At 60.5% G+C, this 25132-nt stretch carries 23 protein-coding genes; 13 read left to right on the forward strand and 10 right to left on the reverse strand.

The window, feature by feature from the left end; genetic code table 11:
- Positions 1 to 47 precede the first annotated feature (47 nt).
- Together dprA and NA647_RS02900 are read right to left on the reverse strand one after the other, a co-directional pair.
- A complete protein-coding gene (gene dprA, locus NA647_RS02895) occupies positions 48 to 1139 on the reverse strand; it encodes a DNA-processing protein DprA (RefSeq protein ID WP_256056338.1) in 1092 nt (363 codons plus the stop codon).
- 83 nt (positions 1140 to 1222) lie between these two features.
- Positions 1223 to 2248 carry a LysM peptidoglycan-binding domain-containing protein gene (locus NA647_RS02900; RefSeq protein WP_256056339.1) on the reverse strand — a complete coding sequence of 342 codons (1026 nt, stop codon included), beginning with the start codon at positions 2246 to 2248 and terminating at the stop codon, positions 1223 to 1225.
- A 148-nt stretch (positions 2249 to 2396) separates the two neighbouring features.
- On the opposite strand from NA647_RS02900, the gene def reads away from it, so the two are divergent.
- From def to NA647_RS02945, 9 genes are all read left to right on the forward strand, one after another.
- Complete coding sequence (gene def, locus NA647_RS02905) at positions 2397 to 2903, forward strand: peptide deformylase (RefSeq protein WP_256056340.1); 507 nt, start codon at positions 2397 to 2399, stop codon at positions 2901 to 2903.
- Between the two features lie 55 nt (positions 2904 to 2958).
- A complete protein-coding gene (gene fmt, locus NA647_RS02910; RefSeq protein WP_256056341.1) occupies positions 2959 to 3888 on the forward strand; it encodes a methionyl-tRNA formyltransferase in 930 nt (309 codons plus the stop codon).
- 5 nt (positions 3889 to 3893) lie between these two features.
- Positions 3894 to 5219: a 16S rRNA (cytosine(967)-C(5))-methyltransferase RsmB gene (gene rsmB / locus NA647_RS02915; protein WP_256056763.1), complete on the forward strand. Its 1326-nt coding sequence runs from the start codon at positions 3894 to 3896 to the stop codon at positions 5217 to 5219.
- 137 nt (positions 5220 to 5356) lie between these two features.
- Positions 5357 to 6730: a Trk system potassium transporter TrkA gene (gene trkA / locus NA647_RS02920; RefSeq protein WP_256049456.1), complete on the forward strand. Its 1374-nt coding sequence runs from the start codon at positions 5357 to 5359 to the stop codon at positions 6728 to 6730.
- A 349-nt stretch (positions 6731 to 7079) separates the two neighbouring features.
- Positions 7080 to 7934, forward strand: a complete 855-nt coding sequence (ehuB, locus tag NA647_RS02925; RefSeq protein ID WP_256049455.1) for an ectoine/hydroxyectoine ABC transporter substrate-binding protein EhuB — start codon at positions 7080 to 7082, stop codon at positions 7932 to 7934.
- 247 nt (positions 7935 to 8181) lie between these two features.
- Positions 8182 to 8841: an ectoine/hydroxyectoine ABC transporter permease subunit EhuC gene (gene ehuC / locus NA647_RS02930; RefSeq protein ID WP_256056343.1), complete on the forward strand. Its 660-nt coding sequence runs from the start codon at positions 8182 to 8184 to the stop codon at positions 8839 to 8841.
- Entirely contained in the window at positions 8838 to 9497 is a 660-nt protein-coding gene (ehuD, locus tag NA647_RS02935; protein WP_256049453.1) for an ectoine/hydroxyectoine ABC transporter permease subunit EhuD, read from the forward strand. The genes ehuC and ehuD overlap by 4 nt, the downstream gene beginning before the upstream one ends.
- Positions 9494 to 10327 (forward strand): ectoine/hydroxyectoine ABC transporter ATP-binding protein EhuA, encoded by an 834-nt coding sequence (gene ehuA, locus NA647_RS02940; RefSeq protein WP_272889539.1) that lies wholly within the window; start codon positions 9494 to 9496, stop codon positions 10325 to 10327. The genes ehuD and ehuA overlap by 4 nt, the downstream gene beginning before the upstream one ends.
- 176 nt (positions 10328 to 10503) lie before the next feature.
- Positions 10504 to 10821 carry a tetratricopeptide repeat protein gene (locus NA647_RS02945; RefSeq protein ID WP_256049452.1) on the forward strand — a complete coding sequence of 106 codons (318 nt, stop codon included), beginning with the start codon at positions 10504 to 10506 and terminating at the stop codon, positions 10819 to 10821.
- Between the two features lie 28 nt (positions 10822 to 10849).
- Here the strand turns inward: NA647_RS02945 and NA647_RS02950 are convergent, their stop codons facing one another.
- The 3 genes from NA647_RS02950 to NA647_RS02960 are packed head-to-tail and all read right to left on the reverse strand — an operon-like array spanning position 10850 to position 12660.
- Positions 10850 to 11116 carry a PilZ domain-containing protein gene (locus tag NA647_RS02950; protein ID WP_256056345.1) on the reverse strand — a complete coding sequence of 89 codons (267 nt, stop codon included), beginning with the start codon at positions 11114 to 11116 and terminating at the stop codon, positions 10850 to 10852.
- Between the two features lie 29 nt (positions 11117 to 11145).
- The gene (locus NA647_RS02955; protein ID WP_256056347.1) at positions 11146 to 12033 is read right to left on the reverse strand and encodes a lysophospholipid acyltransferase; all 888 of its coding nucleotides are present in this window, start codon (positions 12031 to 12033) and stop codon (positions 11146 to 11148) included.
- Positions 12034 to 12093: 60 nt separating this feature from the next.
- On the reverse strand, positions 12094 to 12660 hold the full coding sequence (locus tag NA647_RS02960) for a DNA-3-methyladenine glycosylase I (RefSeq protein WP_256056349.1): 567 nt from the start codon (positions 12658 to 12660) through the stop codon (positions 12094 to 12096).
- A 139-nt stretch (positions 12661 to 12799) separates the two neighbouring features.
- Between NA647_RS02960 and glyQ the strand changes: the two genes are divergently transcribed.
- Genes glyQ through NA647_RS02980 form a run of 4 tightly spaced genes read left to right on the forward strand, consistent with a single transcriptional unit; the run spans position 12800 to position 17094 of the window.
- Positions 12800 to 13747: a glycine--tRNA ligase subunit alpha gene (glyQ, locus tag NA647_RS02965; RefSeq protein WP_256056350.1), complete on the forward strand. Its 948-nt coding sequence runs from the start codon at positions 12800 to 12802 to the stop codon at positions 13745 to 13747.
- Entirely contained in the window at positions 13744 to 15798 is a 2055-nt protein-coding gene (gene glyS, locus NA647_RS02970) for a glycine--tRNA ligase subunit beta (RefSeq protein ID WP_256056351.1), read from the forward strand. The genes glyQ and glyS overlap by 4 nt, the downstream gene beginning before the upstream one ends.
- Positions 15799 to 15802: 4 nt before the next feature.
- Entirely contained in the window at positions 15803 to 16342 is a 540-nt protein-coding gene (gmhB, locus tag NA647_RS02975) for a D-glycero-beta-D-manno-heptose 1,7-bisphosphate 7-phosphatase (protein ID WP_256056352.1), read from the forward strand.
- The gene (locus NA647_RS02980) at positions 16342 to 17094 is read left to right on the forward strand and encodes a lysophospholipid acyltransferase family protein (RefSeq protein ID WP_256056353.1); all 753 of its coding nucleotides are present in this window, start codon (positions 16342 to 16344) and stop codon (positions 17092 to 17094) included. Before gmhB ends, NA647_RS02980 begins: the two co-directional genes overlap by 1 nt.
- A gap of 68 nt (positions 17095 to 17162) precedes the next feature.
- Here NA647_RS02980 and ahpF read toward each other — a convergent pair whose 3' ends face one another.
- The 5 genes from ahpF to dnaA form a co-directional block, all read right to left on the reverse strand.
- Entirely contained in the window at positions 17163 to 18728 is a 1566-nt protein-coding gene (gene ahpF / locus NA647_RS02985; protein ID WP_256056354.1) for an alkyl hydroperoxide reductase subunit F, read from the reverse strand.
- Between the two features lie 223 nt (positions 18729 to 18951).
- Complete coding sequence (gyrB, locus tag NA647_RS02990) at positions 18952 to 21366, reverse strand: DNA topoisomerase (ATP-hydrolyzing) subunit B (protein WP_256056765.1); 2415 nt, start codon at positions 21364 to 21366, stop codon at positions 18952 to 18954.
- Positions 21367 to 21370: 4 nt separating this feature from the next.
- Positions 21371 to 22474, reverse strand: coding sequence for a DNA replication/repair protein RecF (gene recF, locus NA647_RS02995; RefSeq protein WP_256056355.1), 1104 nt, complete (start codon positions 22472 to 22474; stop codon positions 21371 to 21373).
- Between the two features lie 13 nt (positions 22475 to 22487).
- The gene (gene dnaN / locus NA647_RS03000; RefSeq protein WP_256056356.1) at positions 22488 to 23591 is read right to left on the reverse strand and encodes a DNA polymerase III subunit beta; all 1104 of its coding nucleotides are present in this window, start codon (positions 23589 to 23591) and stop codon (positions 22488 to 22490) included.
- A gap of 33 nt (positions 23592 to 23624) precedes the next feature.
- Positions 23625 to 25076 (reverse strand): chromosomal replication initiator protein DnaA, encoded by a 1452-nt coding sequence (gene dnaA / locus NA647_RS03005; RefSeq protein WP_256056357.1) that lies wholly within the window; start codon positions 25074 to 25076, stop codon positions 23625 to 23627.
- Positions 25077 to 25132 lie beyond the last annotated feature (56 nt).

A 25132-nucleotide genomic window follows, 5' to 3' on the forward strand; every position in this document is an offset into this window, starting at 1 on the left:
ACTGATCTGCGCAGTGTACCCAAGCGCATGTGGCGAGACAGCTGCACTCAACCGGCTCGCGCGATCCACACTCCGTTTTCGCAGGCGACCAGCCCTTCGATCTCCAGCTCGGTCAGTTCCGCCAGGACCTGCGCCAGCGGCTGCGCGACCGCCCCGGCCAGGGTCTCGCTGGTCATTGGCGCAGCGTGCAGCTGGTCAAGCAGCGGATGGGTCGGTCGATCGGGTTGCTGCTGGCTGGCAGGAGCTGTCTGCTGCCAGCCCCGGAGTGCCTGAAGGATGTCGTCGACGCTTTCCACCAACGCCGCGCCCTGGCGGATCAGCTGATGGCAGCCGCGGGCGCCTGGATGATGAATCGAGCCGGGGATGGCATAGACCTCGCGTCCTTGCTCGGCCGCAAGCCGGGCGGTGATCAGCGAACCGCTGGAAGGGCTGGCCTCAACCACCAAGACACCCAGGGACAGTCCACTGATGATTCGATTGCGACGCGGAAAATTGGAAGCATGAGGCGCGCAGTCCAGCGGTAATTCGGAAACCAGTGCGCCCCCCGCTTCGACGATGCGCGCGGCGAGACCGATGTGACGGCGCGGGTAGAGATGCTGCAGACCCGTCCCTAGCACCGCCACGGTCTTGCCGGCGACATCCAGCGCGCCCTGGTGCGCCGCACCATCGATGCCGAGTGCCAAGCCGCTGGTGATCACGAAGCCGCCATTCGCCAGGCTTCGTGCGAACGCCGTGGCGTTGTCCAGCCCGGGACGCGAAGCGCGGCGGCTGCCGACCATCGCCAGTTGCGGTCGCTCCAACAGACTTGGGTCGCCGTCGATGAACAACAGCGGCGGTGCGTCCGGCAGTTCTGCCAACAGAGCAGGGTAGGCGGGATCGTCCCACATCAGTAGATGGTGGCCTGGCTGCTCCAGCCAACTCAGTGCCGTAGCGGCCTGCTCGCGTATCGCCGGGCTGCGCCTGGGTTCGGCACAGCTGGCCGGCAACCCCAGGGCACGCCAGGCAGTTGCAGGTGCGCTGAGCGCGGAAGAGGCGTCGGGAAAAGCGCTGAGCAGTTTTTGCAGGCGCCGTGGGCCGAGCTCCGGCAGCAGATGGAGGCGCAGGCGGGCTTCGAGTTCGGCAGGAGAGATCGCAGGCACGTAAACGTTCCTTGTCTTGGCGCACCGCATCCATACGGTGCCAGTCAGCAGAAAAAGCCCCGCATCGGCGGGGCTCGGGTAACTCAGGGATTGCGGACCTTGTCCATCACCGACAGCGAGCGGGTCGCTTGCAGCACCAGACCGTAGCTGAGCTTGTCATAGGTGCGGAAGACCATCAGCAGGCCCGAGCGCTCGTCGGGAATCTTGACGTTTTCGCCCGTGACCCGGTCGCGTACGGTTTCGCCGGTCTTGTACACCGCCAGTACGTTGCCAATGCTCAAGCCGTCACGCGCGCCCTTGTTCACGGTAACTACGTCGAACTGACCGATCTGCGTCACGCCGCGCGGCACGTCGAGAATCACGCCGTTAACTTCTTCTTCCGGCTCGCTCGGCATGAAGGTCGAGTTCACTGCGCGCTCTTCGCTGGGGAACATGCGGTCGCCGATGCGTGCTTCCTGGGTGACACGCGTGAGCATCATAGTCGCGATATCACCTTCCATGTCGATACGCTCGGCGGTTCCGACGTCATCGGCATTGATGCCCAAAAACTCACCTGTCTCAGGATCCGCGTAAGTCTTGCCCTGACGGAAGATGCCATAGACGGCGATATCGTCCTGGAACTCGCCACGCCCGTAGATGCGATCGCCGGAGCCGCTGATGACGCGCTCGGCGTTGCCGGCGACGATATAGGGCGCGGCTTCGAATTCGGCGGCGCTGTCGACGATGCGGTTGCTCAGCAGAAAACTGTTGATGGCCTCCAGCGGGATGGTGCTGATGGCTTCGGCCATGGGCGTCGAACGTACGGTGGGGGAGAGCTTGATGGTCCCACGCGATGCGCCGCGGTTGAGCATGACGCGCGGCTGCCCGTCGATATAGACCAGGCTCAAGCTGTCGCCGGGGTAGATCAGATGAGGGTTTTCGACCTGGGGATTGGCGTGCCAGAGTTCTGGCCATTTCCAGGGTTCGCTGAGAAAGCGCCCGGAAATATCCCAGAGGGTGTCGCCTTTCACTACGGTGTACTGCTCCGGATGATTATCCTTGAGCTGCACAGCGGCCTGCGCCATGCCGCCAACCGCCACCAGCAGCAGGGCGAGTAGTGATTTCCTCATGTGGTGAATCCCTTTATGATGTGCCTTCACGTAAAGCGCCCTAGCGCCGCAGAAACCCTTGTGGAAAGCGGCGTTAAGCCGTTTACAAGCTGCCCGGCATCTTAGCAGCGGCTTTTCACTTTATTCCATAAGTGCATCACAAACGCATATGGCAATCCTGAACATCCTTGAGTTTCCCGATCCACGCCTGCGTACCATCGCCAAACCGGTGGACGTGGTCGACGACGGTATTCGTCAGCTGATCGACGACATGTTCGAGACCATGTACGACGCGCCGGGCATTGGCCTGGCGGCGACGCAGGTCAATGTGCACAAGCGCGTGGTGGTCATGGATCTGTCCGAGGACAAGTCCGAGCCGCGGGTTTTCATCAACCCTGAGTTCGAGTTTCTCACCGACGAGATGGAGCAGTACCAGGAAGGTTGCCTGTCCGTGCCCGGTTTCTACGAGAACGTCGACCGTCCGCAGAAGGTCAAGGTCATGGCGCTGGACCGCGACGGTCAGCCCTACGAGCTGATCGCCGAAGGCCTGCTCGCGGTGTGCATTCAGCACGAATGCGATCACCTCAACGGCAAGTTGTTCGTCGACTATCTATCCAATCTCAAGCGCGACCGGATCAAGAAGAAGCTGGAAAAGATCCACCGTCAGCAGGCTTGATTCCCGACACCAAAGGCTTGCAGCAGCAAGCCTTTTTTATTGATGAGTGTTTGACATGCGCATCGTTTTTGCCGGAACGCCGGAATTCGCCGCCCAGCACCTGCAGGCTCTGCTCGACACCAATCGGCAAGTGGTGGCGGTTTACACCCAGCCGGATCGGCCTGCAGGTCGCGGGCAGAAGCTGATGCCCAGCCCGGTCAAGCAGCTCGCGCTGCAGCACGGGATTGCCGTGTACCAGCCACAGACCCTGCGCGATCCGGCGGCTCAAGCGGAACTGGCGGGACTGCAGGCCGACCTGATGGTGGTAGTCGCCTATGGCTTGATCCTGCCGCAAGCGGTGCTGGATATGCCGCGGTTGGGTTGTATCAACAGCCATGCCTCGTTGCTTCCGCGCTGGCGCGGTGCGGCGCCGATCCAGCGTGCAGTCGAAGCCGGCGATGCCGAATCCGGGGTCACGGTGATGCAGATGGAAGCCGGCCTGGATACCGGTCCGATGCTGCTCAAGGTCAGCACACCGATCACAACTGACGACACCGGCGGCAGCCTCCATGACCGCCTTGCCGAGCTCGGCTCGCGCGCAGTGGTCGAAGCGGTCACGGCGCTGGAAGCCGGCTCGCTGAAAGGCGAAGTGCAGGACGACAACCTGGCGACCTACGCGCACAAGCTGAACAAGGACGAAGCGCGCCTCGACTGGAGCCGCCCGGCCGTCGAGCTGGAACGTCTGATCCGCGCCTTCCATCCCTGGCCGATCTGCCACAGCAGTCTGGACGAAGCCGCCGTGAAGATTCACGGCGCACGTCTGACGGATGGGCAGGGCGAGCCGGGTCAGATCATCGGTGCCGGCAAGGACGGCCTGCAGGTCGCGTGCGGTGTAGGCTCGTTATTGATTACGCGTCTGCAACTGCCGGGCGGCAAGCCGCTTGGTTTCAGCGATCTGTACAACAGCCGACGTGAGCAATTCGCGCCGGGCAAGGTGTTCGAATAATGTCGATGAACCCGCGCCTCGCCGCGGCCCGTGCGCTCGGTGTGGTACTGGCCGGCAAAGCCTCGCTGAACAGCAGCCTGCCCGATGTGTTGAGCAAGGTCGACGCGCGCGACCGCGGTCTGACCCAGGAACTGGCGTTCGGTGCTGCACGTTGGCAGCCGCGTCTGGCCGGCCTGGCCGAGCGCCTGCTGCAGAAGCCATTCAAGGCCGCCGATCGAGACGTCGAAGCTCTATTGCTGATCGGCCTGTATCAGCTGTTCTACACCCGCATACCGCCGCACGCCGCCATCGGCGAAACCGTCGGCTGCGTAGACAAACTGAAGAAGCCCTGGGCCAAGGGCCTGCTCAACGCCGTGCTGCGCAATGCTCAACGCGAAGGCGAAGCGCTGTTCGCCGAACTGGAGCGTGATCCGGTGATCCGCTTCGCCCATCCGCGCTGGCTGCAGAAATCGCTGAAGGCGCATTGGCCGGAACACTGGGAGGCGATCTGCACCGCGAACAACATCCATCCGCCAATGATGCTGCGGGTCAACCACCGTCAGATTGAGCGCGACGACTATCTCGCCGAGCTGCGGACTGCCGGTATCGAAGCCTTCCCCTGCAGCCACAGCGAGGACGGCATCCGTCTGGCCGAGGCCTGCGACGTCAATCAGTTGCCGGGCTTTGCCGAAGGGCGGGTCAGCGTACAGGACGAAGCGGCGCAGCTGGCTGCCGGCCTGCTCGATCTGGCGCCCGACCAGCGCGTGCTGGACGCCTGCTGTGCGCCGGGCGGCAAGACCTGCCATATCCTCGAACGCGAGCCCAAGTTGGCGGAAGTCGTCGCGCTGGATCTGGAGCCCAAGCGGCTGCAACGCGTGCAGGAAAACCTTGATCGTCTGCAACTGAAGGCACAGCTCGTTGCCGCCGATGCACGCACGACGGATCAATGGTGGGATGGCCGACCCTTTCAACGGATTCTGCTCGACGCGCCCTGTTCGGCGACCGGCGTGATTCGCCGTCATCCAGACATCAAGCTGGCCCGCCAGGCCGATGACATCGCGCCGCTGGCCGCGCTGCAGGGCGAAATGCTCGATGCGCTCTGGCCAACGTTGGCGGTCGGTGGGGTGCTGTTGTATGCCACCTGCTCGGTGCTGCCGACCGAGAATCGCGAGGTGATCGAGGCGTTCCTGGCGCGCATGCCCGGTGCCCGTCAGTTGGATCTGCCGAAAGGTTTCGGTGTCGAGCAGTCTCATGGGCGTCAACTGCTGCCGCAGGAGAACGGCCATGACGGCTTCTATTACGCCAAACTGATGAAGATCGCGGCCCAACCCACGGCCAGCGTGTCTCAATGAGACAGGCCGGGGACATCGGTAGGCTGAAGCCCACCCTACGGCTTTGTGCCGGGCAGCGCCCCGCTTCAACCCACCGACAGGCAATCGACAAGTTTGGCCAATATGGGCGTTGAAAGCTGCCCTTCAGGAGCGACTTTGTGAAAATCATCATTCTCGGTGCGGGGCAGGTGGGCGGTACGCTGGCCGAAAACCTCGCCAGTGAAGCCAACGACATCACCGTGGTCGACACCGATCCTGATCGCCTGCGCGATCTCGGTGATCGCCTGGACATTCGCACCGTCGTCGGCCGGGGCTCGTTTCCGACCGTGCTGCGACAGGCCGGTGCGGACGACGCCGACATGCTGGTGGCGGTGACCAACAGCGATGAAACCAACATGGTTGCCTGTCAGGTTGCCTACACGCTGTTCCACACCCCGACGAAGATCGCACGGGTGCGCGAGTCCGTATACCTCACCCGCTCCAATCTGTTCAGCAACGAGGCGATACCGGTCGACGTGCTGATCAGCCCCGAGCAGGTGGTCACCAACTACATCAAGCGCCTGATCGAGCATCCCGGTTCGCTGCAGGTGATCGACTTTGCCGGTGGCAAAGCCCAGCTGGTCGCGGTGCGGGCCTACTATGGCGGGCCGTTGGTGGGCCAGGAGCTGCGCCAGATTCGCAAGCACATGCCCAACGTCGACACGCGGGTGGCGGCGATCTTCCGTCGCAACCAGGCGATCCTGCCGAAGGGCGATACGGTCATCGAGGCCGACGACGAGGTCTTCTTCATTGCAGCGCGTGCGCATATCCGCGCGGTAATGAGCGAGATGCGCCGACTCGACGATTCCTACCGCCGCATCGTCATCGCTGGCGGTGGACATATCGGCGAGCGCCTCGCCGAGGCCATCGAAAGCCGTTATCAGGTGAAGATCATCGAGATGAATCCAGCACGCTGCCGCTACCTCTCGGACACCCTCGATAGCACTATCATCCTCCAGGGCAGCGCCTCGGACCGCGATCTGCTAGTGGAGGAGAACATCAACGACGCCGATGTGTTCCTGGCGCTGACCAACGACGACGAGGCCAACATCATGTCGTCGCTACTGGCCAAGCGCCTGGGCGCGCGCAAGGTGATGTGCATCATCAACAACCCGGCTTACGTGGACCTGGTGCAGGGTGGCGAGATCGACATCGCCATCAGCCCCCAGCTGGCCACCATCGGCACGCTGCTAACCCACGTACGCCGCGGCGATATCGTCAGTGCCCACTCGCTGCGCCGGGGCGCGGCGGAGGCGATCGAAGTGATTGCCCATGGCGACTCGCGTTCGAGCAAAGTCGTCGGTCGCGCCATCGGCAAGATCACCTTGCCGCCGGGCTCCACCATCGGAGCGGTGATTCGCGCCGAGCAGGTGCTGATCGCCCATGACGACACCGTCATCGAGTCGGGCGACCATGTGATTCTGTTCCTCGCCGACAAGAAGCACATTCGCGACGTGGAGCGGCTGTTCCAGGCGGGCCTCACCTTTTTCTGATCTGGCGGATTGCTGCCGTTTTCTCACCGACGCCGGGCAAGCCCGGCACCGCAGTAGCTGGCCGGATTCAAGCCAGACGGTGACCCTTCTCTTTTTTGCAGCTGATTCGAGACGAATCGGCTCAGATAGCCTCTACATTTCCGTTAACTGCTCGGCTTTTGTATCCTCCGGTCAGGATACGAAGCCAGCAAGCCGTGTGACGGCGCTTCGTTAACCTGCGGTGATGGCAATAACAACAACCGAGGCAACCGCATTCAACACAGGTTTGACCACGTTCGCCCCTGGCGGCGGCCTCCTAAAGCTAATGATCCGCCTTGCGGATTTCAAAGGAACACAGGAGAGACACCCCATGAGGAATTTCAGCATCTCACCCATTGCCCGGCTACTGGTCGGTTGTACTGCGCTAGCGAGTGTGACCATCAGCAGCCTGGTCCAGGCCGATACCCTGGATGACATCAAGGACAGCAGTAGCGTCCGCATCGGCTACGCCAACGAAACCCCCTTCGCCTACACCGCCACCGATGGCAGCGTCACCGGCGAGTCCCCCGAAATAGTCGAAAAGATTTTCCAGCAGATGGGCATCGAGACCATCAACCCCGTCCTCACCGAATGGGGCTCGCTGATTCCCGGCCTGCGCGCCAGCCGCTTCGACCTCATCGCTGCCGGCATGTACATCACGCCGGAGCGCTGCAAGCAGGTGCTGTTCACCGATCCGCACTACCAGTTGCCCGATACCCTGCTGGTGAAAACCGGCAACCCGAAGAACCTGCGCAGCTACGCCGATATCGCCAACGACCCCGAAGCCAAACTGGCCATCATGTCCGGCACGGTCAATCTCGCCTATGCGCGCGAAGCCGGTATCAAGGATTCGCAGATCGTCCAGGTGCCCGACACCACCTCGCAACTGCAGGCCGTACGCACCGGCCGCGCCGACGCCGCGATCGGCACCCAACTGACCATGAAGGGACTGGCCGATAAGGCCGGCGATCAGGTCGAAGCGACCACCGACTTCAAGGACGACCCGGCCCACACCGGCTATGGCGCCCTGGCATTCCGTCCCCAAGACAAGGCGCTGCGTGATGCGGTCAACGCCGAGCTGAAGAAGTGGCTGGGCAGCGACGAGCACCTGAAAACCGTCGAGCCGTTCGGCTTCGATCGCTCGAACATCACCGACAAGACTGCCGAGGAGCTCTGTAGCGCCTGAATGGATTCGGTGCGGCCACGCTGATGCCGCGCTGGACTTCCCTCGGTGAACAGTCCTTCGATAGTGCTTCTGCCTCCGGTCGGTCGCCGCGCGTCATCGCGCTGCGCCGACTTACGCATGCCTGCTTCCCACCGCCGGACGCAAGACGCCACGCGGTGGCCGGACCGCAGCCCGCTCACGCAGCCGGCCTTACCGGGTCACCTGCGATCCCAGCTCCAACATCCCCGGAGCCAACCGGAAATCCAAGATGAATGAATTACTTCCCCTTCTGCTGCAAGGCGCCTGGGTGACCGTGCAGGTCACCTTCTGGGGCGCCTTGCTGGCCATTGCCGCGGCGCTGATCGGCGCACTGGGTCGGCTCTCGCCAATCGCACCGCTACGATGGCTGGCGATCACCTACATCGAGGTGTTTCGCGGCAGCTCATTGCTGGTCCAGCTGTTCTGGCTTTATTTCGTGTTGCCGATGCCGCCGTTCAATCTGTCCATGAGCGCCTTCAGCGTCGCGGTCGTCGGCCTCGGTCTGAACATCGGCGCCTATGGCGCGGAAGTGCTGCGCGGCGCCATACGTTCGGTGCATGAGGGGCAATACGAGGCGTGCCAGGCGCTGAACATGACCGCTTGGCAGCGCTTGCGCCGGGTGATCCTGCCACAGGCCCTGCTGGCGGCGATTCCGCCGGGCACCAACCTGCTGATCGAGCTGCTGAAGAACACCTCGTTGGTTTCGTTGATCACCCTGTCGGATCTGGCATTTCGCGCGCGCCAGCTGGATCAGGCCACGCTGATGACGCTGGAAATCTTCGGCCTGGCACTGGTCATGTATTTCGTTCTTGCGCAGCTCATCAATTTCTCCATGCGCATGCTCGAGCGGCGCCTGGCACGCGGACGCGTGCGGGGAGGGCTGTCATGAGTTTCTTCGATTGGGCATTCGCCCTGGAGATTCTGCCCAGGCTGCTCGACGCCTCGCTGAAAACCATCGGCATCACCCTGGCGGGCTTCTCCATCGCCATCGTTCTGGGTCTGTTCCTCGCCGTGGGCCGACGCAGCCGGCATCGCTGGTTGTCCTGGCCGGTGACCGGGCTGATCGAATTCATCCGCAGCACGCCGCTGCTGATTCAGGTGTATTTCCTGTTCTTCGTGCTGCCCAACTACGGCCTTAATCTGTCAGCGCTGCAGGCTGGCATCATCGGCATCGCGCTGCACTACGCCTGCTACACCGCAGAGGTCTACCGTGCCGGGCTCGATGCTGTGCCGCGTGCGCAATGGGAAGCGGTGACGGCATTGAACATGAAGCCGCTCAACGCCTACCGCACGATCATCCTGCCGCAGGCGCTGCGGCCCATTCTGCCGGCGCTGGGCAACTACCTAATCTCGATGCTCAAGGACACGCCGGTGCTGTCCGCAATTACCGTGGTGGAAATCATGCAGCGGGCCAAGAACATCGGCTCCGAGCATTTCCGCTATCTGGAACCGATCACCATGGTCGGCCTGTTTTTCCTCATTCTCAGTCTCGGCCTCGCCTGGTTCGTGCGCCGTCTGGAAAACCGTATGGAGCTCGCCCGATGAACGCAGTGATGCCCGCCACCGAAAACCCGAACCCGACCGCTGCGGCCAACGAGCCGGAAACCATGGTGCAGTTTCGCGACGTGACCAAGCGCTACGGCGACCTGACCGTGCTCAATCAGCTCGATCTGGATGTGCGCAACGGCGAAAAGGTCGCCATCATCGGCCCCAGCGGGTCCGGAAAATCCACACTGTTACGCGCGTTGATGACGCTGGAAGACATCGACGAGGGCGTGATCATGGTTGATGACGAGCCGCTGACGCATATGCCCGGCGCCAACGGCGAACTGGTCCGCGCCAACGCCCGGCATCTGCGCCGTGTTCGTGGCAAAGTGGGCATGGTATTCCAGAGCTTCAATCTGTTTCCGCACATGAGCACCCGGCAGAACGTGATGGAAGCGCCGGTGCAGGTGCTGGGGCTGTCGAAAAAGGAAGCGCGCGAGCGCGCCGAGGAACTGCTGGCGATGGTCGGGCTGGAAGACAAGCTCGACCATTACCCGTCGCAGCTGTCCGGAGGCCAGCAGCAGCGGGTTGCCATCGCCCGCGCGCTAGCCATGCGGCCAAAGGTGATGCTGTTCGACGAGGTGACGTCGGCGCTGGACCCCGAGCTGTGCGGCGAAGTGCTCAATGTCATCCGCCGGCTGGGAGACGCGCATAGCCTGACCATGCTGATGGTCACGCACCAGATGGGCTTCGCCCGTGAGTTCGCCGACCGCGTATGCTTCTTCAACGAAGGCCGGATCCATGAGCAGGGCACGCCGGAAGAGCTGTTCGGCAATCCGCAGGAAACGCGCACTCAGGAATTTCTCAGCGCGGTCACTCAGGCAAGCTAATGTCCTGATTCGGATTCATTGAAAAATGGCGGCTGGTGTGTAACCGGGCAAGGCACTCTTTGGGGCGGCGGCCTTAGGGCCGAACTTGTTCGGCCTTCCTACTCTCAGGCCGAATGAATCGGCCCTACGGACTTGAGCTCCAACCTGTCGCACGTGCTTATTGAAGGGGAGCGCAGATGCTCGAATCACTGGAAAAGATGCTGGCCAAGGGCATGGATAATCCCATGCTGCGCTTCGGCCTCGGCAAAGGTTATCTGGATGCCGGCGATGCGGCGCAGGCTGCGACGCATCTACAGCGCTGCGTCGAACAGGATCCGAAGTATTCCGCGGCCTGGAAATTGTTGGGCAAAGCGTTGCAGACCAGCGGTGACCGCGACGGCGCGCGTCGGGCCTGGGAGCAGGGCGTGGTCGCGGCGCAAGCACACGGCGATAAGCAGGCGGAAAAGGAGATGGGCGTGTTTCTGCGCAAACTGGACAGGCAGGCCGGTGTCTAGTGCCAGCCATTGCGCGACAGGTTCGGTCTCAGCTGTCCTGCACGAAGCGCAAGCCGACACCTTCGGCATCGACACGCATCACTTCCATCTGCAGCACAGGCGCCGGGATCGGCAGATCCTGCACCTGTCCGCTGACGATCATGCCGGGCCGAAGCTCGGTCAGCTGAGGGTGTTTGACGTACACGCCGCCATCGGACAGGTCGCGGGTGTGGGCGAGCACCTCGCCGAAGGACTCATGAGTGATGCGTATCCGGCACTTCATGGGCGCGCGTGGATGCTGTCGCTGGTTGGCCATCTGACGTTCCTATTTGTCTTCGTTAGCTTTCAGTACCAGCGACGCTCGCCGGCAGGGCGCTTTTTGAAGCGCTTCATGGTCCACATGTACTGGCTCGGCCAGGTGCGCACGTAGCGCCCGATGACGTCGCTCATGGCCGCGACCGCGACCTCGACGTCCTCGTCGTACATGGCCGGTGGTGCCGCTTCGATGATCACCTTGTAGCCCGAACCGTCCTCCAGACGCAACGCATGGAGGAACACGCCGATGGCCTTGCCGCCAGTGAGCATGCCGGGTACGAACTTGCTGGTCAGCGCCTGCGTGCCGAGGAAGGGGACGAATACGCCGGCACCTTCACTGGGCTCCGGGTCCGCCGGAATACCCACGGCGCCGCCGCGGCGCACTTCCTTGATCACGCTGATAATGCCTTCGCGGGTCGATGGCGCAACCTTGTTGCCCATTTGTACCCGCTGACGTTGCAGCAGGTCATCGACCGCCTTGAGCTTTGGCGGACGATAAAAAATGATCGGCTTGCACTGCGCGCAGTAGAAGTGATTGAGCACTTCCCAGTTACCCAAATGGCTGGTGATGCCGACGACGCCCTTGCCGGACGCCAGAGCCTGTTCCAGCACCTCGAGTCCTTCGACCTGTCTGACCAGACGCAACGTCCTGTCCGCCGGCCAGATCCAGGCGCAGGCGCTCTCGGTAAAGGCTTTGCCGATCTGCTGCAGGCTTTGCCCCAACAGCGCTTCGTGTTCGACGGCAGACAGTTCTGGAAAACACTTGGTCAGGTTGATCCGGGCGACTTCGCGGGAACGGTTGGGCAATTTCCACATTAACCAGCCGATGGCGCCGCCCACGCTTTGCACCGCGCGCCAGGGCAGCAGGGCGAACAGGCGCAGGAAACCGACCACCAGCGCACCTTTGAACTTGTCCAAGGATCTCTCCCGAAAATCAAAGCCGCTAGTGTAACTGCTTCCAGTGCTCGGCTACTCGTACTAGGCACTGGCCGAGGTGCCGGCGAGCATCGCGTAGCGCTCGCAATCGATGGTGTGGTCCATGACCATGCCGCAGGCCTGCATGTAGGCGTAGCAGATGGTCGGGCCGACAAAACTGAAGCCGGCCTTCTTCAGCGCGCGGCTCATGGCCTCGGCTTCAGGGGTCACCGCCGGAACCTCGCTGTGCGACCGGAAATGGTTGACCTTCGGTTGGCCGCCGACGAATGACCATAGCCAGCCAACCGGGTCCTCCAGCGCCAACCAACGCTGGGCATTGCTGCGTGCAGCCTCGAGCTTGCGTCGGTTGCGGATGATGCCCGCGTCGAGCATGCGCTCGTTGATTTCGGCGTCGCTCATCTGCGCCAGCCGCTGCGGATCGAACCCGAACAGCACCTGGCGATACCGCTCGCGCTTGCGCAAGACGGTGATCCACGACAGCCCAGCCTGAAAGGCTTCGAGGATCAGGAATTCGAACAGAACCTGGGGATCACGCGTCGGCACGCCCCATTCACTGTCGTGATAGTCGATGTATAGCGGGTCATCGGTGCACCAGGCGCAACGCGGCATTTTCCGGATCTCGAAAGGGGACGTGAGCAGAGTGCCGAGGTCACCGCTGCATCCAACCCAAAGGCAAGCGCCACCACGGGTTGGAACGGTTATCGGGTATACTCCGAGGCTTTCTGTCGAAGCCAGCACAGGTGAAATTTTGACCCAGCCTACGCCTGCCGTGCGCACCTTCCAAGACCTGATCCTCGCCCTGCAAAGCTATTGGGCAGAGCAGGGTTGCGTCGTCTTGCAACCCTATGACATGGAAATGGGCGCCGGTACTTTTCACACCGCCACTTTCCTGCGCGCAATCGGTCCCGAGACCTGGAATGCGGCCTACGTCCAGCCTTCACGCCGCCCGGCCGACGGCCGTTATGGCGAGAACCCCAACCGCCTGCAGCACTACTACCAGTTTCAGGTGGTGCTAAAGCCCAACCCGGACAACATTCAGGACCTGTACCTGGAGTCGCTGCGCCGTATCGGCGTGGATACCTCGGTGCATGACGTGCGCTTCGTCGAGGACAACTGGGAATCGCCGACGCTCGGCGCTTGGGGCCTGGGCTGGGAAGTCTGGCTGAACGGCATGGAAGTCACCCAGTTCACCTACTTCCAGCAGGTCGGTGGCATCGAATGCTACCCGGTCACCGGTGAGATCACCTACGGTTTGGAGCGCCTGGCCATGTACCTGCAGGGCGTCGATTCGGTCTACGACCTGATCTGGACCGATGGCCCGTTCGGCACCGTCACCTATGGCGACGTGTTCCATCAGAACGAGGTGGAGCAGTCCACCTATAACTTCGAGCATGCCAACGTCGACAAGCTGTTCGAACTGTTCGATTACTACGAGTCGGAAGCCAACCGGTTGATCGAGCTGGAGCTGCCACTGCCAACCTACGAAATGGTGTTGAAGGCGTCGCACACCTTCAACCTGCTGGATGCCCGTCGGGCCATCTCGGTGACGGCGCGTCAGCAGTACATCCTGCGCGTACGGGCACTGGCCCGCTCGGTAGCGCAGAGCTACCTGCAGGCCCGCGCCAAGCTGGGCTTCCCTATGGCAGCCCCCGACCTGCGTGACGAAGTACTGGCCAAGCTGGAGGCAGCAGAATGAGCGCACTGGATTTTCTGGTCGAACTCGGCACCGAAGAGCTGCCGCCCAAGGCGCTGGGCAGGCTGTCCGACGCCTTCCGCGCCGGTATCGAGAAGGGTCTGAAGGAAGCCGGCCTCAAGCATGCCCGCGTACAGGCCTTCGCTGCGCCGCGGCGTCTTGCGGTGCTGGTCGAGCAGCTCGACACCGACCAGCCCGATCGCAGCATCAACCTCGACGGACCACCGCTGCAGGCCGCCTTCGACGCTGAAGGCGAACCGACCCAGGCCGCGCTGGGCTTCGCTCGCAAGTGTGGTGTGGATCTCGCAGAGATCGACCGCAGTGGCCCAAAACTCCGCTACAGCCGCTCGATACCCGGCCAGCCGACCGCCGAGCTGTTGCCTGACATCGTCGAAACCTCGCTGAATGAGCTGCCGATTCCCAAGCGCATGCGCTGGGCCGCGCGCAAGGAAGAATTCGTTCGTCCAACTCAGTGGCTGGTGATGCTGCTAGGTGATCAGGTCATTGACTGCACCATTCTCGCGCAGCGCGCTGGACGCGAATCGCGCGGCCACCGTTTCCACAGCCCGGGTCAGGTGCGCATTTCCAAGCCAACCAGTTACTTGGAAGACCTGCGCGCAGCCCGTGTGATCGCCGACTTCGCCGAGCGCCGCGAGCTGATCGCTAAGCGCGTCGAGCAGCTGGCAAGCGAGCAGAACGGCACCGCCATCGTGCCGCCGGCCCTGCTCGATGAGGTCGCTGCGCTGGTCGAATGGCCGGTTCCGCTGGTGTGCTCCTTCGAAGAACGCTTCCTGGAAGTCCCGCAAGAAGCGCTAATCACCACCATGCAGGACAACCAGAAGTACTTCTGCCTGCTGGATGTAAACGGCAAGCTTCTGCCGCGCTTCATCACCGTGGCCAACATCGAATCGAAAGACCCGGCGCAGATCGTTGCCGGCAACGAGAAGGTGGTGCGCCCGCGCCTGACCGACGCCGAATTCTTCTTCAAGCAGGACAAGAAGCAGAAGCTGGAAAGCTTCAACGAACGGCTGAAGAACGTGATCTTTCAGGCGCAGCTGGGCACCGTTTACGACAAGGCCGTGCGGGTATCGCAGCTCGCCGCTTTCATCGCCGAGCGCACCGACGGCAATCCGCAATGGGCCGCTCGTGCCGGCCTTTTGAGCAAGTGCGATTTGGCCACTGAAATGGTCGGCGAGTTCCCGGAAATGCAGGGCATTGCTGGTTACTACTACGCGCTCAACGATGGCGAGCCGCAGGACGTGGCGCTGGCGTTGAACGAACAATACATGCCGCGTGGTGCCGGCGCCGAGCTGCCAAGTACCCGTACGGGTGCGATTCTGGCAGTGGCGGACAAGCTGGACACGCTGGTCGGGATCTTTGGCATCGGCATGTTGCCTACCGGCAGCAAAGACCCCTACGCGCTACGTCGTGCGGCGCTGGGTATTCTGCGCATCCTCATCGAGAAGCAACTGGATCTCGACTTGGTAGAGGCCGTGCGCTTCTCCATCGGCCAGTTCGGCAAGCAGGTCAAGGCCGACGGGTTGGCCGATCAGGTGCTGGAGTTCATCTTCGATCGCCTGCGGGCACGCTATGAGGATGAGGGCATCGAAGTTGCCTCCTATCTGTCGGTACGCGCCGTGCAGCCAGGCTCCGCGCTGGACTTCGATCAGCGTGTGCAGGCGGTGCAGGCGTTCCGCACGCTACCGGAAGCAGAAGCGTTGGCAGCGGCCAACAAGCGTGTCTCGAACCTGCTGAGCAAGTTCGAAGCGAAGCTGCCGGAAACCGTCGAGCCCCGCTGGTTCGACAATGCCACCGAGTTCTCGCTTTATTCGGCGCTGCAACAAGCCGAACAGGCCGTGCAGCCGCTCGCAGCGGCGCGCCAGTATCGCGAGGCGCTCGAGCGTCTGGCGCATCTGCGCGGCCCGGTGGATGCCTTCTTCGAGGCGGTACTGGTCAATGCCGAAGACGCTTCGGTACGTGCCAACCGCTATGCCTTGCTTGCCCGGTTGAGAGGACTTTTCCTTGGCGTCGCCGATATTTCCGCACTTGGCTAAGCCGGTGAAACTGATAGTGCTCGACCGCGACGGCGTCATCAATGAGGACTCCGATGCATATGTGAAGAACCTGGATGAATGGATTCCGATTCCAGGCTCTCTCCAGGCCATCGCCAGCCTGTGCAAGGCGGGCTGGACGGTGGCGGTCGCCACCAACCAGTCCGGGCTGGCGCGAGGCATGTTCGATGCCTCGATGCTCGACGATATGCACTTCAAGATGCAGCAGCTGGTGATGGAGCAGGGCGGACGCATCGACCTGATCATGCATTGCCCGCATGGTCCGGACGATGGCTGTGACTGCCGTAAGCCCCTGCCGGGGCTGTTCCATAAAATTGCCGAGCATTTTCATTTGCCCGATCTCAAAGATGTACCGGTGGTCGGCGACAGCCATCGTGACCTTCATGCCGGTATGCTCTTGGGCGGTGCGCCTTACCTGGTCAGGACTGGCAAGGGCATGCGTACACTGGAAGGCGCACTACCGCCTGGAACCCAGGTATTCGATGATCTCGCGGCGGTTGCCGAACATCTGCTGAGGGCATCGTGATGAACCTTCTGTTTGCTGCTCGGATCGCGCTGTTCTATTTCCTCCTGGCCTTCACCGCTTTCGCCTGGTGCCTGGTCTGCCTGGTCTGCGCGCCGTTCATGGCATTCCGCATGCGCTATCGCTTCGTCGTACAGAACTGGTGCCGCTGCGCCGTATGGCTGGGTAAGACGCTGGTCGGCCTGCGCTACGAGGTGCACGGTGCGGAGAACGTCCCGTCGCGCCCTTGCGTGATTCTGGCCAAGCACCAGAGCACCTGGGAGACGTTCTTCCTGTCGGCCTACTTCGAGCCTCTGACCCAGGTGCTCAAACGTGAGTTGCTGCGTGTGCCGTTCTTTGGTTGGGCAATCATGTTGCTCAAACCCATCGCTATCGATCGCGACAATCCCAAGGCTGCGCTGCGGCAGGTGGCTAAGCAAGGCCATGAGCGGCTGGAGCAGGGCGCCTGGGTGCTGATTTTCCCAGAAGGCACGCGCGTACCGGTCGGCGAGCAGGGTAAGTTCTCCCGGAGCGGTGCGGCGCTTGCCGCCAACGCCGGGTTGCCAGTCCTGCCGATCGCACATAACGCCGGGATGTTCTGGCCCAAGAGTGGCTGGGGCAAGAAACCCGGCACCATTCAGGTGGTTATTGGGCCAGCTATGTATGCCGAAAGCGAAGGTCCTCGCGCTGTCGCCGAACTCAATCAGCGCGCTGAAGACTGGATCAATGCGCAGGTCAGGCTGCTCGAGGATGGGTATCTGACCGCAAAGAAATAGCAGTCCAGAGCACAACGAAAGGGAGAGCAGACCGAAAATCTGCTCCCCCTTTTTTGTGCTCGTCAGACTCAGTCTTCGACGGAGCTGCGGATCAGATGGTCAAAGGCGCTCAGCGAGGCCTTGGCGCCTTCGCCGACTGCAATGACGATCTGCTTGTACGGCACCGTGGTGACGTCGCCCGCCGCGAAGATGCCCGGCAGCGAGGTCTCGCCCCGCGCATCGACGATGATTTCGCCGCGCGAAGTCAGTTCGACGGTGCCCTTCAGCCAGTCGGAGTTGGGTAGCAGGCCGATCTGCACGAAGATGCCTTCCAGTTCCAGGTTGTGGAACTCGCTGGAGTTGCGGTCCTTGTAGGTCAAACCGGTGACCTTCTGCCCGTCGCCGATGACTTCACTGGTCAGTGCACTGGTGATCACGGTGACGTTGGCCAGGCTGTGCAGCTTCTTCTGCAGCACGGCGTCGGCACGCAGCTGGCTGTCGAACTCGATCAGCGTGACGTGAGCGACGATGCCGGCCAGGTCGATGGCCGCTTCTACGCCTGAGTTTCCGCCGCCGATCACCGCGACACGCTTGCCCTTGAACAGCGGGCCGTCGCAGTGCGGGCAGTAGGCAACGCCACGGCCACGGTATTGCTGCTCACCCGGCACGTTCATTTCACGCCAGCGGGCACCGGTGGCTAGGATCAGCGTCTTGGCCTTGAGCGAGCCGCCATTTTCCAGCTTGATTTCGTGTAGGCCGCCTTCACCGGTAGCCGGTATCAGAGCCGCAGCGCGCTGCAGGTTCATGATGTCGACGTCGTATTCGCGCACGTGGTTTTCCAACGCACGGGCCAGTTTCGGGCCTTCGGTCTCGTTGACCGAGATAAAGTTTTCGATGGCCATGGTGTCCAGCACCTGACCGCCGAAACGCTCGGCCGCCACGCCGGTGCGGATGCCTTTACGCGCCGCGTAGATGGCCGCTGCGGCACCCGCCGGGCCACCGCCGACGACGAGTACGTCGAAGGCGTCCTTGGCGCTGAGTTTTTCGGCATCACGCGCCGAGGCGCCGGTGTCGAGCTTGGCGAGAATTTCCTCTTCGCCCATGCGGCCTTGGCCGAACAGCTCACCGTTGAGGTAGATGCTCGGTACGGACATGATCTGCCGGGCTTCGACTTCGTCCTGGAACAGCGCGCCGTCGATGGCGACATGGCGGATGTTCGGGTTGAGCACGGCCATCAGGTTCAGCGCCTGGACCACGTCGGGGCAGTTCTGGCAGGACAGCGAGAAGTAGGTTTCGAAGCTGTAGTCGCCTTCGATGTTCTTGATCTGCTCGATGACTTCCGGTGCGGTCTTCGACGGATGGCCGCCGACCTGCAACAGGGCGAGCACCAGCGAGGTGAACTCATGGCCCATCGGGATGCCGGCGAAACGCAGGCTGATGTTGCCACCGATGCGGTTGAGTGCGAACGACGGGCGACGGGCATCATCACCATCGGTGCGCAGGGTGATCTGGTCGCTAAGGCTGGCAATGTCTTCCAGCAGGGCGAGCATTTCCTGGGATTTCTCGCCGTCACCGAGGGACGCGACGATCTCGAACGGCTGAGTGACCTTTTCCAGATAGGTTTTCAACTGGGTCTTGAGATTGGTGTCCAGCATTGGATTACCTCGTAAGTGATTTGACGGCTTCTTGGGAAGCCGAGGAACCTGAAAGTCTCGATAGAGAAAGCTTACGTACCGCAAGGGAATTCGGAAAATTGATAAAACCAAGAAGGCCCATGGGGTAAAGCTATCGAAGAGCGGGAAACTTTTTATGTTCCACGTGAAACAAAAAACCCGGCGGAAGCCGGGTTTTAGGAAGTAAGTAACTAGAACGAGAGAATCAGAAATCCAGATTGGATACTGCCAGCGCATTGGATTCGATAAAATCCCGACGGGGTTCTACCGCGTCCCCCATCAAGGTATTGAAGATCTGATCAGCCGCTATGGCATCGTCGATAGTGACCTTGAGCATCCGCCGAACCGCTGGATCCATGGTGGTTTCCCACAGCTGATCCGGATTCATCTCTCCCAGCCCTTTGTATCGCTGGACGCTGTGCCGACGTGTGCCTTCCGTCATCAACCACCCCAGCGCGTCCTTGAAGGTGCTGACCTGCTTCCTTCGCTCACCGCGCTTAACGTAAGCACCTTCTTCTAACAGGCTGTTGAGCTTGTCACCCAACACTGTCACGGTCTTGTAATCGTTACTACCGAAGAAATCTCGGTTGAACGTGACGTAACTGGCCAACCCATGGGAAAGGATCTCGACTTCCGGCAGCCACAGGTTGCGCTCTTTATCTTCTCGCAGGCTCGCCTTGTAGGTCAGTCCAGACTGCTCGACGCCTTTCAGTAGCGAGGAATACGACTCCATCCAGGCTTGCATTGCAGCGTGGTCGCCCAGTTGGTCGATCGATACGCGTGGCAAATAAATGAAGTGCTCAGTCAATTCCTGAGGGTAGAGTCGGGACAACCGTTGTAACGTCTTCATCACTGTGCGGTAGTCGTTTACTAGACGTTCAAGCGCCTCACCCGAAAGGCCGGGAGCATCTTCATTGACGTGCAAGCTTGCATCTTCGAGCGCCGATTGGGTGAGATACTCATCCATCGCCTCGTCGTCTTTAATGTATTGCTCCTGCTTCCCGCGTTTGACTTTGTAAAGTGGCGGTTGAGCGATGTATACATACCCACGCTCGATTAGCTCGGGCAATTGACGGAAGAAGAAGGTGAGCAGCAGCGTACGAATGTGCGAACCGTCAACGTCGGCATCGGTCATGATGATGATGTTGTGATAGCGCAGCTTGTCGATGTTGTACTCGTCTCGACCGATACCGCAGCCAAGGGCGGTGATAAGCGTGCCGACTTCCTGCGAGGAAATCATCTTGTCGAATCGAGCTTTCTCGACGTTCAGGATTTTGCCCTTGAGAGGCAGAATCGCCTGGGTCCGGCGGTTGCGTCCCTGCTTGGCAGAACCGCCCGCGGAGTCACCCTCCACTATGTAGAGTTCGGAAAGGGCAGGGTCCTTTTCCTGGCAGTCGGCGAGTTTTCCGGGGAGGCCGGCAATATCGAGAGCCCCCTTGCGCCGGGTCATTTCACGGGCTTTTCGCGCCGCCTCACGAGCGCGTGCAGCGTCGATCATCTTGCCGACGACCGCTTTCGCTTCGTTGGGATGCTCAAGCAAGAAGTCAGCAAAATGCTTGCCCATTTCTTGTTCCACGGCCGTTTTGACTTCGGACGAGACCAGCTTGTCCTTTGTCTGCGAGCTGAACTTTGGATCCGGGACCTTCACCGAAATGATTGCAGTCAGACCTTCACGGGCATCGTCACCGGTGGTCGCCACCTTGTGCTTTTTCGCCAGACCTTCCTGTTCGATGTAATTGTTGAGATTACGCGTCAATGCCGATCTGAAACCGGCCAGATGCGTACCGCCATCGCGCTGAGGAATGTTGTTAGTGAAGCAGAGCAGATTCTCGTTGAAGCTGTCGTTCCACTGCAGAGCTACTTCGACACCGACCCCGTCGTCACGCTGGACATTGAAGTGAAACACCTCATTGACCGGCGTCTTATTGGTGTTGAGGTAGGCGACGAACGCACTCAAACCGCCCTCGTACTTGAAAAGCTCGTCCTTGGCGTTGCGCTCGTCGCGCAGCACGATACCCACACCGGAGTTAAGGAACGACAGCTCGCGTAACCGCTTTGCCAGGATATCCCAACTGAAATGGATGTTCTGAAAAGTTTCTGACGACGGCTTGAAATGGATCTGAGTACCTGAATCTTCGGTCTCACCAACGGCTGCCAGCGGTGCCTGTGGCACACCATGGCGATAAATCTGCTCCCATACTTTACCTTCCCGACGGATCGTCAGCACAAGCTCTTCGGATAGGGCGTTCACCACCGACACACCAACACCGTGGAGGCCACCGGAAACTTTGTAGGAATTGTCATCGAACTTACCGCCGGCGTGGAGCACAGTCATGATGACTTCGGCTGCCGACACACCCTCTTCGTGAATATCGACGGGAATCCCACGGCCGTTATCACGAACGGTAATGGACTCATCGACATGGATAGTGATCGATATGTCGCTGCAGTGTCCGGCGAGCGCCTCGTCAATCGAGTTATCGACCACTTCGAAGACCATATGATGCAGGCCGGTGCCATCATCCGTGTCGCCAATGTACATGCCGGGACGTTTGCGTACGGCATCGAGGCCCTTGAGAACCTTGATGCTGGATGAATCGTACGTGTGATTTTCGCTCATGCCTTCACTCCCGAGGGGCCGTGGACTGGGTGATCGCACCATGTTCCACGTGAAACAATGAGACTGGGGTATCGTCACGCCAGCCTTCTCGCAATACATTCGAATCGACGCAGGTGATGAATACCTGGCAATTCAGTTGTTCAAGCAGCCGGCATAGTGCCAGCCGATGTTGGCCATCCAGCTCGGACGGCAGGTCATCAACCAGATAAACACACTGGCCTCGCTTGGTCTCGCTCACTAAGTGCCCCTGGGCAATCCGCAGGGCACACACAACCAGCTTCTGCTGGCCTCGCGAGAGAATCTCCGCAGCGTTGTGACCGGCTATTCGCAAGCGCAGATCGGCTCGCTGCGGCCCCGCCTGGGTGTGTCCCATTATTCTGTCGCGGTCAATCGATGCCGTTAGAACCTCGGCCAAAGAACGTTCTTTGTCCCAACCGCGGTAATAACTCAATTGAAAGCCTTCGAGTTCAAGAAGAGACGCCAGCGTTTGCTCGAATACAGGCTTCAATGCCTGAATATAAGCTCGCCTATAAGCATCTATTTCGTCGCTCGCTACGCTCAGTTCTTGGCTCCAGGCGGCCTGCGAAGCGGCGTCCAGTGTACCATGCCGCAGCCAGGAGTTTCGTTGCCGCAGCGCCTGCTGGAGACGCTGCCAGGCTCTGAGAAAACGTGGTTCCACGTGGAACACGCCCCAGTCAAGGAACTGTCGGCGAAGCTTGGGGGCGCCTTCCAGAAGCCGGAAGCTATCTGGATTGATCAGCTGCAGCGGCAGGGTTTCAGCAAGCTCAGCCGCACTACGCGCGCTCTGGCCGTTGATGCGAATGCGAAATTCACCAGAGCGTTCTCTGGCGATGCCCAGCGCATTGGACTGGCCCTCACCCAGCTCAACCTGGCCAAACACCGTACAACTGACGTGCTCGTGGCTGATTACTGGGTTCAGCCGCGTACTGCGAAACGAACGGGCCATTCCAAGCAGATGAATGGCTTCGAGAAAACTGGTTTTCCCGCTGCCGTTGTCGCCGTGAAGGATGTTGATCCGAGGGGAGGGGATGAGCGTCACCGGCTGCAGATTGCGAACGCCGGTGACAGATATACGGCTGAGGGACATTAAGGGTCGAGCGTTACAGACGCATCGGCATCACGACATAGGCTGAATCGTCGTTGTCGTATTCCTGAACCAGCGCACTGCTGTTGGCATCGGAAAGAATCAGACGAACCTGGTCAGTGGTCATGACACCCAGCACGTCGAGCAGATAGCTGACGTTGAAACCGATCTCCAACGATCCGCCGGCGTAGTCGACCGCAACTTCTTCTTCCGCCTCTTCCTGTTCCGGGTTGTTGGCCTGGATTTTCAACAGCCCGCTTTCGAGCTGCAGGCGGATACCGCGATATTTCTCGTTGGAGAGAATCGCCGTGCGGCTGAATGCTTCGCGCAGCGTCTGGCGCTCACCGACGACCAGCTTGTCACCGCCGCGGGGCAGTACGCGCTCATAATCGGGGAACTTACCATCCACCAACTTAGAAGTGAAAGTGAACTCATTGGTCGTTGCGCGGATGTGGTGCTGACCAAGCACGATGCTGACGTCGCCGTCCTGATCGGTCAGCAAACGGGCCAGTTCGAGAATCCCTTTGCGCGGCACGATGACTTGGTGACGATCCGGTTGCTCGATACCGGCCTGCATGGAACACATCGCTAACCGATGGCCATCGGTCGCGACCGCACGCAGCATTCCGCTGGAAACTTCGATTAGCATACCGTTCAGGTAGTAGCGCACGTCCTGCTGTGCCATGGCAAAGCTGCTGCGTTCGATCAAACGACGCATCTTGCCCTGGTTGACGCTGAAATTGAGAGAGCCTGGCCCTTCCTCGACGGTAGGGAAATCGTTGGCCGGCAGGGTCGAAAGGGAAAAACGGCTACGCCCCGACTTGATCACCACTTTCTGATCATCCAGCCGTATATCAATCAACGCATCGGGCTGCAGGCTCTTACATATGTCCATCAGCTTACGCGCCGGTACCGTTATCTCCCCCGGCTCGGATGCATCCTCTAGGGCTACGCGGCCGACCAGTTCGACTTCGAGATCAGTGCCGGTAAGGGATAACTGATGATCCTGAACCACCAGTAACACGTTGGACAAAACGGGCAAGGTCTGGCGTCGCTCGACGACGCCGGCCACCAACTGCAGAGGTTTCAACAGGGCTTCGCGCTGAATAGTGAAATGCATGGTCTGGTCCCTTGCCTATTAATTGGCCGCAGTTCAGGTTGTCAAAGTACGCAGCAGATTTTTGTAATCTTCGCGAATATCCGCGTCCAATTCACGAAGTTCAGCAATTTTACGACAGGCATGAAGCACGGTCGTGTGATCGCGCCCACCAAACGCATCGCCGATCTCCGGCAGGCTATGGTTGGTGAGTTCTTTTGACAAAGCCATCGCGACCTGCCGCGGTCTCGCCACTGATCGGGAACGTCGTTTCGACAGCAGATCGGAGATCTTTATCTTGTAGTACTCTGCGACGGTGCGCTGAATATTATCCACACTGACCAACTTGTCCTGCAGAGCAAGCAAGTCTTTCAAAGACTCTCGAATGAGCTCGATGGTGATATCGCGGCCCATAAAATGAGCGTGAGCGATGACGCGCTTCAGTGCGCCTTCAAGCTCACGCACATTCGAGCGGATCCGCTGCGCGATGAAGAACGCAGCATCATGTGGCAAATCCACATTGGCTTGGTCAGCTTTCTTCATCAGGATCGCCACTCGCGTCTCAAGCTCTGGCGGCTCGACAGCAACCGTCAGGCCCCAGCCGAAACGGGACTTGAGTCTTTCTTCTAGTCCGTCGATTTCCTTCGGATAGCGGTCACTGGTGAGAATCACCTGCTGCCCACCTTCCAATAACGCATTGAAGGTGTGAAAGAACTCTTCCTGGGAGCGCTCCTTCTTGGCGAAGAACTGAATGTCGTCGATCAGCAGCGCATCCACCGAGCGATAGAAGCGTTTGAATTCATTGATGGCATTGAGCTGCAGCGCCTTGACCATGTCGGCGACGAAACGCTCCGAATGAAGATAGACCACCTTAGCGTTGGGATTTTTCTTCAGCAGGTGGTTGCCCACCGCATGCATCAAGTGAGTTTTACCGAGACCCACCCCACCATAAAGAAACAGCGGGTTATAGCCATGCTTGGGATTGTCGGCGACTTGCCATGCAGCAGCGCGAGCCAGCTGATTGGACTTGCCCTCGACGAAATTTTCGAAGGTAAAGGTCCGGTTGAGGTAACTGGTGTGCTTGAGTCCACCTTCGACCTGGACGTTACGCTCCGCACGCGCAGGCGCAGCTGCTGGTGGCGGAGCAGATGGAAGTGCAACGGCAGCGGGTTCCGAATGTGCCGTTTGCGAGGGCGCGGCAGAAACGCTGGCCTGCTGTTGAGCACGGGCCATCGATGCAGAAGGGAGCGCGGCGGCGGCCGTACGTTTGCTTCCTATCAATAGAGACAACGAAGGTGCCGGGCCGGTAGCGCGTTCGGATAGCAACTCAAGCAAACGGGAAAGATACTTTTCGTTGACCCAATCAAGAACGAATCGATTGGGTGCGTATACGCGCAGCTCATCTCGCTCAGCCTCGACTTGAAGCGGACGGATCCACGTGTTGAATTGCTGGGCCGGCAGCTCATCTCTCAAGAGGTCAACGCACTGCTGCCAAAGTTCCACCGACACGGAATCTCCTAGACGCTGTCGAGCTTCAAACGGCAGTCATTGTAGCCTTGGCCAGC

The sequence above is a fragment of the Stutzerimonas stutzeri genome (assembly GCF_024448985.1).
GTDB lineage: Bacteria > Pseudomonadota > Gammaproteobacteria > Pseudomonadales > Pseudomonadaceae > Stutzerimonas > Stutzerimonas stutzeri_AP.

Excerpts from the sequence above, each read along its gene's own strand:
- NA647_RS02960 (WP_256056349.1), bottom strand. The coding sequence starts at position 12,660 with ATGCCGCGTTGCGCCTGGTGCACCGATGACCCGCTATACATCGACTAT.
- fmt (WP_256056341.1), top strand. The coding sequence starts at position 2,959 with ATGCGCATCGTTTTTGCCGGAACGCCGGAATTCGCCGCCCAGCACCTG.
- ehuA (WP_272889539.1), top strand. The coding sequence starts at position 9,494 with ATGAACGCAGTGATGCCCGCCACCGAAAACCCGAACCCGACCGCTGCG.
- NA647_RS02945 (WP_256049452.1), top strand. The coding sequence starts at position 10,504 with ATGCTCGAATCACTGGAAAAGATGCTGGCCAAGGGCATGGATAATCCC.
- def (WP_256056340.1), top strand. The coding sequence starts at position 2,397 with ATGGCAATCCTGAACATCCTTGAGTTTCCCGATCCACGCCTGCGTACC.
- ehuD (WP_256049453.1), top strand. The coding sequence starts at position 8,838 with ATGAGTTTCTTCGATTGGGCATTCGCCCTGGAGATTCTGCCCAGGCTG.
- ehuB (WP_256049455.1), top strand. The coding sequence starts at position 7,080 with ATGAGGAATTTCAGCATCTCACCCATTGCCCGGCTACTGGTCGGTTGT.
- NA647_RS02900 (WP_256056339.1), bottom strand. The coding sequence starts at position 2,248 with ATGAGGAAATCACTACTCGCCCTGCTGCTGGTGGCGGTTGGCGGCATG.
- NA647_RS02980 (WP_256056353.1), top strand. The coding sequence starts at position 16,342 with ATGAACCTTCTGTTTGCTGCTCGGATCGCGCTGTTCTATTTCCTCCTG.
- rsmB (WP_256056763.1), top strand. The coding sequence starts at position 3,894 with ATGAACCCGCGCCTCGCCGCGGCCCGTGCGCTCGGTGTGGTACTGGCC.
- ehuC (WP_256056343.1), top strand. The coding sequence starts at position 8,182 with ATGAATGAATTACTTCCCCTTCTGCTGCAAGGCGCCTGGGTGACCGTG.
- NA647_RS02950 (WP_256056345.1), bottom strand. The coding sequence starts at position 11,116 with ATGGCCAACCAGCGACAGCATCCACGCGCGCCCATGAAGTGCCGGATA.
- recF (WP_256056355.1), bottom strand. The coding sequence starts at position 22,474 with ATGTCCCTCAGCCGTATATCTGTCACCGGCGTTCGCAATCTGCAGCCG.
- gyrB (WP_256056765.1), bottom strand. The coding sequence starts at position 21,366 with ATGAGCGAAAATCACACGTACGATTCATCCAGCATCAAGGTTCTCAAG.
- dnaN (WP_256056356.1), bottom strand. The coding sequence starts at position 23,591 with ATGCATTTCACTATTCAGCGCGAAGCCCTGTTGAAACCTCTGCAGTTG.
- ahpF (WP_256056354.1), bottom strand. The coding sequence starts at position 18,728 with ATGCTGGACACCAATCTCAAGACCCAGTTGAAAACCTATCTGGAAAAG.
- glyS (WP_256056351.1), top strand. The coding sequence starts at position 13,744 with ATGAGCGCACTGGATTTTCTGGTCGAACTCGGCACCGAAGAGCTGCCG.